Consider the following 6,829-nt stretch of genomic DNA (forward strand, 5'->3'; position numbering starts at 1 on the left):
CGGCGCGAGGTCAGTCGCCGGTACCGCGGCGGTTCAGCCGACGGGAGATCGGCTGCTGGTGCACGGTGGGGGAGGGCGTCGGGCTCGGCAGGCGGGTGCGCTGCCCGGACCGGGACGTGACCGGCTGCGGCGCACCGGCCGCCAGGCTTCCGGCGGACGGTGCCGGGACCGACTCGGAGTGCGGCCGGGGGCCGAGGTCCTGCTGCGCGTTCGCGCGCTCCTGCCGCTCGTGCGCGGTGCGCCGCATCCGGGCGGCGAACTCGGCGTCCTCGACCAGTTCCGCCGGCGAGGCGGAGAACGCCACGAAGATCAGCAGCACCACGGTCACCACGCTGACCACCAGCAGCACCGGCGGGAGCAGGCCGGTGAAGGAGGTACCACCGATGCCGCCGGTGGGGTCCGGGGTCAACCGCATCGCGGCCATCCCGGTGTAGTGCATCCCGCACACCGCCACGCCCATCACCGCCGCGGCCGCGAGGGTGGCCACCCGGCCCTGGATGACCAGCGTGAACCACAGCGCCACCGCGGCCGCGACGACCGCGATCAGTACCGACAGCGTGAACAGGATGGGCTCGAAGCTCATCGTGGCCGGCATCACCATCGCCGCCATGCCCAGGTAGTGCATGCCCGCGACGCCGACGCCGGTGAGCACGCCGGCGAGCGCGATCCGGTACAGCTTGCGCGCGTCGCTGCCGACCACGGCGAGCCCGGCGCCGACGGCCACGATCGCCACCAGCGCGCTGACCACGGTCAGCGGCATGTTGTAGCGGATCGTCGCGTCGTCGAGGGTGAACCCGAGCATCGCGATGAAGTGCATGACCCAGATGCCGGTGCCGCCCAGCGAGACCGAGGCGATCAGCAGCCAGCCGCGGCGCCCACCGCCGGTCAGCACCCGGGCCCGGGCCGCGCACATCAGGCCGAGCAGGCAGCCGACGTAGGATGCTGCGTACGCCAGGATCGGCGTTAACAGTCCGTAGCTGAAGTGATGCATCGACACGGCTGGTGCCGCCTTTCGCTGGACGGCCGCGTCGCCGCGGACACGGCCCGGTGAAGATCACCGTGACACGAAGAGTTTCGGATCTTCAGCACGCGGCGTTACGCGGATTTGTCGGGACTTTAGACGATCCGCCGCGCCGGCACCACGGTGGGCTTTCGGTAGAGACAGCAACTTCGTACAGTCACTGGCAACGTGGTGTTAATAACTGGATTTGCGTAGTGGCACCGGGTCTCGCTACCGTCTGCTCTCGTGCGCCTGCTACTGCTCGTGTCGGCCTTCAATGGCCTGACCCAACGCATCTGGGACGAACTCAAGGACCGTGGACACGATGTCGCCGTCGAGTTCGCCCTCGACGAGCGCACGATCTGTGACGGCGTCCTCCAGGCCCAGCCGGACCTGATCCTCTGCCCGTACCTGAAGGAACGGGTGCCGACCGAGGTGTGGACGAAGTGGCGGACAGTGATCATCCACCCCGGCCCGATCGGCGACCGCGGACCGTCCTCGCTGGACTGGGCGATCACCGAGGGAGCCCCGGCCTGGGGCGTCACCGCGCTGCAGGCGGTCGAGGAGATGGACGCCGGCCCGATCTGGGCGCACCGCGAGTTCTCGCTGCCGGCCGAACCGATGCGCAAGTCGACGCTCTACACCGGGCCGGTGGCCGACGCCGCGGTCGCCTGCGCGCTGGAGGTCGTCGAGCGCGCCGCCGACCCGGACTTCCGGCCGGTACCGCTGGCGAGCGCGCCCCGGCCGATCCCGGACACCCGGGAACGGCCGCTGATGAAGCAGGCCGAGCGCGCGTTCGACTGGGGTGACCAGGCCGCCGACATCGTCCGCCGGATCCGCGCCGCGGACGGCTTCCCCGGCGTGCGTACCGAACTGGCCGGCGAGGCGGTCAGCGCGTTCGACGCGCACCTGGGCGAGGGCACCGGTACCCCCGGCGAGATCATCGGCCGGCAGGACGGTTACCTGCTCGTCGCCGCCGGCGAGGGCGCGGTGTGGCTGGGCCACCTGCGCCGGCGCGGTGGCGTGAAGCTGCCCGCCGCCACCGTGCTGGCCGATCATCTCGACCGGGTGCCGCAGCGCACCGACGGGCCGGCCGAGATCAGCTACCGGCGGCGCGGCCAGGTCGGCGAGCTGACGTTCCGGTTCTACAACGGCGCGGCCGGCGTCGACCAGTGCCGTCGGCTGCGCCGGGAACTGCACCGGGCCGCCCGGCAGGACACCACCGTCCTGGTGCTGCGCGGCGGCGACGACGTGTTCTGCAACGGCATCCACCTCAACGAGATCTCCGCCGCGGCCGACCCGGCCGCGCAGGCGTGGGAGAACATCAAGGCGATCAACCTGGTCTGCCGGGAACTGATCGAGGCGGCGGAGGAGCAGGTCACCATCGCCGCGTTCAGCGGCAACGCCGGCGCCGGCGGCGTGATGCTGGGGCTCGGCGCGGATGTGGTCGCGGCGCGCGCCGGCGTGGTGCTCAACCCGTACTACGACATGGGTCTGTACGGCTCGGAGCTGCACAGCTATGCGCTGCCGCGGCGGATCGGGGTGGAGCGCGCCGACAAGCTGCTCAACGAGTGCCTGCCGATCGGCGCCGGTACCGCCGCGCGGCTGGGCCTGGTCGACCTGACCGGTCCCGGCAACCCGGCCGAGTTCGATGCGTGGTTGTCGGACCTGGCCCAGCAGTACGCCGAGCCCGGCACCTGGCGCGACATCCGCGCCGCCCGCAAGCCGGTACCGCGGCCGCTGGACTACCACGAGACGCTGGAGCTCGCGGAGATGGCGCAGGACATCTTCGACGACCGGTCCGGGTTCCACGCCGCGCGCGAGTCGTTCGTCCGCAAGGTGGCCCCGTCGGCCACCCCGCCGCGCCTCGCCACCCACCGCCGCTGACCGCCCGTTCCGCAACGGCGGGATGCCGGGGCGGCGGCCCGCTACGGTACGTCGGCGATCCGGACCTCGCGGGTGTCGGCGCCGGGGGACAGGAAGGCGAGCAGCCGGCGGGCCTCGGCGGCGACCGCGGCCGTGTCGCGTACCGACAGCGCCCGGAACGGCGTCACGGTCAGCCGGGCGCCGTCCCGCCCGGCCTCGTCGGCCCAGCTGCCGCGCACCGTGCCGGCGACCAGCAGCACGCCGGGCACCAGCCCGTTGGGGCTCTGCAGATGGTGCCGGTACTCGGCGGGGACGACTCGGCTGCGGTCGGCGTGCGACAGCAGCAGGTTGTCCAGCGGCGGCAGGAACCGCACCGGCGCCGGGGTGTCCGGGTCCGGCCGCGGCGCGTCCGGCAGGTCGAACAGCTCGGCGCCGTCGGTGGTACGGAAGGTGACCAGTTGCGGCCGCAGCCGGTCCAGCACGGCGCGCAGCCCGGTCAGCCCGGACCACGCCTGCACGTCGGCCGCGGTGGCCGGGCCGAACGCGGCGAGATAGCGCAACACCAACGGATCCGGCGCCGTGTCGGTACCCAGCGGGGCATCCAGCCAGTGCTCGGCGGTGGTGTGCGCGGCCGGGCCGCTGCGGCCCCACAGGCCGCGCGGCGTGACCTGCACCAGCGCCAGCCGGCAGCGCGCCACGTGCCCCAGCGCCGCGGCGTCGTAGCCCGGCCAGCGGTCGGCGAGTTCACGCCCGAGCTCGTGGTAGGTGCGGGGCCGCTGCTCGACGAGTTCCCGCGCGGTGGCGGCCACCTTGGACGGGTCCAGTCCGTCGAGCCGGGCCCGCAGCGTGCGCAGGAACCGGTCGTACACCGGCGCCAGCCGCGGCCGCAGGTCGAGGCAGTCGGCGGCGGTGAGGGTGTGGATGGTGCCGCGCATGGCCGGGATCCGCAGTACGGTCCGGTCGGCCATCGGCGCGGCGAGCTGGTCCGGGGTGAAGCCGGCGATCCGGGACCACAGCCCCGGGTACGGCGCGGACGGCAGCTGCGCCTGCAACCCGACGAGGTGCCCAAGGGTCTCGGGTACCGGCTGGTCGGTGCGGCGCAGCAGGTGCTGGCGGGCGAGCAGGGCGCGATTGAGCGCCCGCGGCGTCAGGACGTCGGTCACCCGGCCAGTGTGCCAGCCGTTGCGGTCGGTTCCTGACCGCAAGCAGTGCCGGGTCAGGAACCGTCCGGCACCTTCGAGGCCAGCTCGGGATGGGTCGCGAGCAGATCGGAGATGGTGTCGTCGCGCATCGCCTGGAACAGCTGCGGCCCGAGCGGCTTCTGCAGCCCCTCACCCTGGTAGGCGCTGCCCTGGCCGATCGAGTAGTGCGGGATCTGCAGGGTGACGATCTTGTCGGCGGTGATGCCGCGCAGCGCCAGCGCCACGTCGACCAGCTGGTACCCGCCGAGGTCGAGGGTGATGGACTTGCCGGCCGCGCCGATCAGGTCGTTCACCTTGGACGGGTTGCTCACCACCCCCTTGCTGGTGGCCTGCTTGAGGATCTGCTTGATGAACTGCTGCTGCAGCTTCTGCCGGCCGTAGTCGCCGTCGGGCAGGTCGTCGCGCTGCCGGACCAGCTTGAGCGCCTTGTCCGCGTCGTAGTGGTGGCAGCCCTTCGGGAAGGTCAGCGGCGGACCGTTGGTGAAGCCGGGCTGGTGGCTGGTGAACCCCTGGTCCAGGCACATAGTGACGCCGCCGAGCGCCTTGGTGATGTCCTTGAACCCGTCCCAGTTGACCAGGCCGGCCATGTCCCACTCGGCCCCGGTCAGGTTCGACACGGTACGGCTGAGCAGGCTCATGCCGCCGGCGGTGTCGTTGACGTCCTTCATCCCGTCGGGGAACGAGGCGTTCAGCCGGTCCTGGCCGCCCAGGAAGCCGGTGTGCTTGTCGGCCGGGATCTGCACCCGCAGGTCACGCGGCAGCGACAGCAGGTACGCGTAGTCCATCGAGGCCGGGATGTGCAGCCACATGATCGAGTCGGTCCGCGGCTTCTGCCCGTCGGTCTTCCACGAGTCACGCAGGTCGGAGCCGGCCAGCAGGATGTCCAGCGGGCCCTTCACGTCCGAGCCGGCCTTGTGCTTGCGGGCACCGTCGCCGATCAGATTGCTGTTCGGCAGGGCGTCGTTCACCCGGTTGAGCACGATCGAACCGGCGGCGAGGCTGCCGCCGCTCAGCACGACCAGAACCACCCCGAAGACCAGCGACAGCCGTGCCCACCAGGGCGCGTGCCGGCGCTTGGCCGACCGGGCCGGCGCGGCGGACGGCCGCGGGGTCGGCGCGTCGGACGGATGATGTCGGCCCACCGGTGCCTCCCTCGGCGCTCACGGGCGTTTCGGCTGGCCGGCGCGTTCTCGCGGATCGGGCCGGTGCACCACCCAAAACGGTACGTCCCGCGCCGACCTGAGGGGCTCGACCCGGGCTGGAGGGCAAGATACCCGCCCTGGCTGGGAACCTGCCGAGTGGGCGGGAATCGGCTCCGGATTCACTCGCCCGAGTAGGCGACCACCCGAACGGGGCACCGGGCCCGGCGCGACAGCGCCCGGGCCGGGCAGTGGTGCAGGCCGCGCCGCCACCACGGTCGTGGCCGCGCGGCCAGGTAGATCGACCGCACCGGCAGCTCGGCGGCCACCGCCCGCAGCTGCTCGGCCGGCTCACCCTCGCGTACCACGAACTCCCAGGACAGACCGGTGGCCTCGAGCAGCTGGACGCAGTCGAGCCAGGCGGACAGCTCGGCGTCGTCCCGGCAGTCCAGCCAGCACGCGCCGGCCAGGCCGGCGAACCCGGAACCCAACGCCTCCACCGGCGTCAGCCCCCGCCGTACGTGCACGGCGAGCACCTGCAGGCCGTGCGCGGCGGCTTCCGCCTGGGCGGCGACCAGGGCGGCCTGGCCGGCACTGCTGCCGTCGACACCGACCATGATGCGTGCCGGGGCGCCCGTCGAGGCCGACGTGTCGTGCCGCCCCTCGCTGCCCACTGTCATGCCGACCACCCGTTTCGCCGAGGGCCTGGAGGTCCGGACAGAAGGACTGTCGACGCCTTCCGATGAGGGCCCCTTACGCCGCGTCTGCGTGCCGTGTGCATAGGAGGCTATGCATCTGTGCCGGCGCCCGCAACCGGTGGCCGCCGACAATGCGGGATCATCGAGACCGTGCCTACGAAACGGGGTAGTGCGGCGCCCGGCGAGCCGGGCGTCGACGAGTTCGCGGCGGCGCTGATCGCGCTGATCCAGGCCGCCCGACGCACCCGCGGCCGGGTGCAGAGCCAACTGTCCGACCTGTCCGCGGCGCAGCTGGTCGCGCTGGACGCGATCGCGCAGACCGGGCTGAAGGGGGTCGGCGCGGTCGCGGCGACCATCGGCGTGGCGCAACCGACCGCCACCCGCACGGTACGCACGCTGGTCAGCCGAGGACTGGTGGTTCGGGCCGTGGACCCGAGCGACGCGCGGGGGTCGGTGCTGCGGCTCACCGAGCGTGGCGAGCAGACGCTGCAGCACGCCGGCGGGCTGTTCCGGGACCTGCTCGGGCAGGCCTGGAGCGACATGTCCGGGACCGAACGGGACAGCTGCATTCCGCTGCTGCGCCGGCTGACCGACCTGCTGGACCGGCTCAGCGCCACGCCCTGAGGACGCTCGACAGTCCTTTGTGGACGCCGTAGCGTGGTGGTGCGCACCGTGACCGGCGTTGCTCCGGGCGCCCTCGCCCGACTCGACCGGGTACGGGATGTTCGATCCACGTCACGGCAAGGCTTTCGGTGGATTACCGTCGTGGTAGGCCGGCTTGCCGACGGCGTCGAGCACCGCCCGTACCGGCCGGAGGGTTCCGACGAAGGAGGAACGCTCATGAGCGAGCGAGCGAGCGCGAGCGAGCGAATCATGGGCATCGTGCGTCGTGCCTCGTCGGTGTTCCGACGAAGGAGGAACGCC

General features: G+C 72.5%; 7 protein-coding genes. 2 read left to right on the plus strand and 5 right to left on the minus strand.

Features of this window, described 5'->3' with window-relative positions; all coding sequences use genetic code 11:
• Window positions 1-10 precede the first annotated feature (10 nt).
• Window positions 11-991, minus strand: coding sequence for an MHYT domain-containing protein (locus NUM_RS13085; protein WP_207125096.1), 981 nt, complete (start codon window positions 989-991; stop codon window positions 11-13).
• 255 nt (window positions 992-1,246) lie between these two features.
• Here NUM_RS13085 and NUM_RS13090 point away from each other — a divergent pair, with 255 nt between their 5' ends.
• Complete coding sequence (locus NUM_RS13090; protein WP_207125097.1) at window positions 1,247-2,887, plus strand: enoyl-CoA hydratase-related protein; 1,641 nt, start codon at window positions 1,247-1,249, stop codon at window positions 2,885-2,887.
• 41 nt (window positions 2,888-2,928) lie between these two features.
• Here NUM_RS13090 and NUM_RS13095 read toward each other — a convergent pair whose 3' ends face one another.
• The 3 genes from NUM_RS13095 to NUM_RS13105 form a co-directional block, all read right to left on the minus strand.
• Window positions 2,929-4,029: a winged helix DNA-binding domain-containing protein gene (locus tag NUM_RS13095; RefSeq protein ID WP_207125098.1), complete on the minus strand. Its 1,101-nt coding sequence runs from the start codon at window positions 4,027-4,029 to the stop codon at window positions 2,929-2,931.
• Between the two features lie 53 nt (window positions 4,030-4,082).
• A complete protein-coding gene (locus tag NUM_RS13100) occupies window positions 4,083-5,210 on the minus strand; it encodes an LCP family protein (protein ID WP_207125099.1) in 1,128 nt (375 codons plus the stop codon).
• Between the two features lie 179 nt (window positions 5,211-5,389).
• Window positions 5,390-5,887: a universal stress protein gene (locus NUM_RS13105; RefSeq protein WP_207125100.1), complete on the minus strand. Its 498-nt coding sequence runs from the start codon at window positions 5,885-5,887 to the stop codon at window positions 5,390-5,392.
• 168 nt (window positions 5,888-6,055) lie between these two features.
• On the opposite strand from NUM_RS13105, the gene NUM_RS13110 reads away from it, so the two are divergent.
• Window positions 6,056-6,529, plus strand: a complete 474-nt coding sequence (locus tag NUM_RS13110) for a MarR family winged helix-turn-helix transcriptional regulator (RefSeq protein WP_207125101.1) — start codon at window positions 6,056-6,058, stop codon at window positions 6,527-6,529.
• A gap of 111 nt (window positions 6,530-6,640) precedes the next feature.
• On the opposite strand, the gene NUM_RS13115 is transcribed toward NUM_RS13110, so the two are convergent.
• The coding region (locus tag NUM_RS13115) for a hypothetical protein (RefSeq protein ID WP_207125102.1) at window positions 6,641-6,829 on the minus strand (189 nt) is incomplete at its 5' end.

The organism is Actinocatenispora comari, assembly GCF_017312725.1.
Taxonomy (GTDB): Bacteria; Actinomycetota; Actinomycetes; order Mycobacteriales; family Micromonosporaceae; genus Actinocatenispora; species Actinocatenispora comari.

Bases quoted from the DNA above. Each gene is read 5' to 3' on its own strand.
- NUM_RS13105 (WP_207125100.1), bottom strand. From the start codon at position 5,887: ATGACAGTGGGCAGCGAGGGGCGGCACGACACGTCGGCCTCGACGGGC.
- NUM_RS13085 (WP_207125096.1), bottom strand. From the start codon at position 991: ATGCATCACTTCAGCTACGGACTGTTAACGCCGATCCTGGCGTACGCA.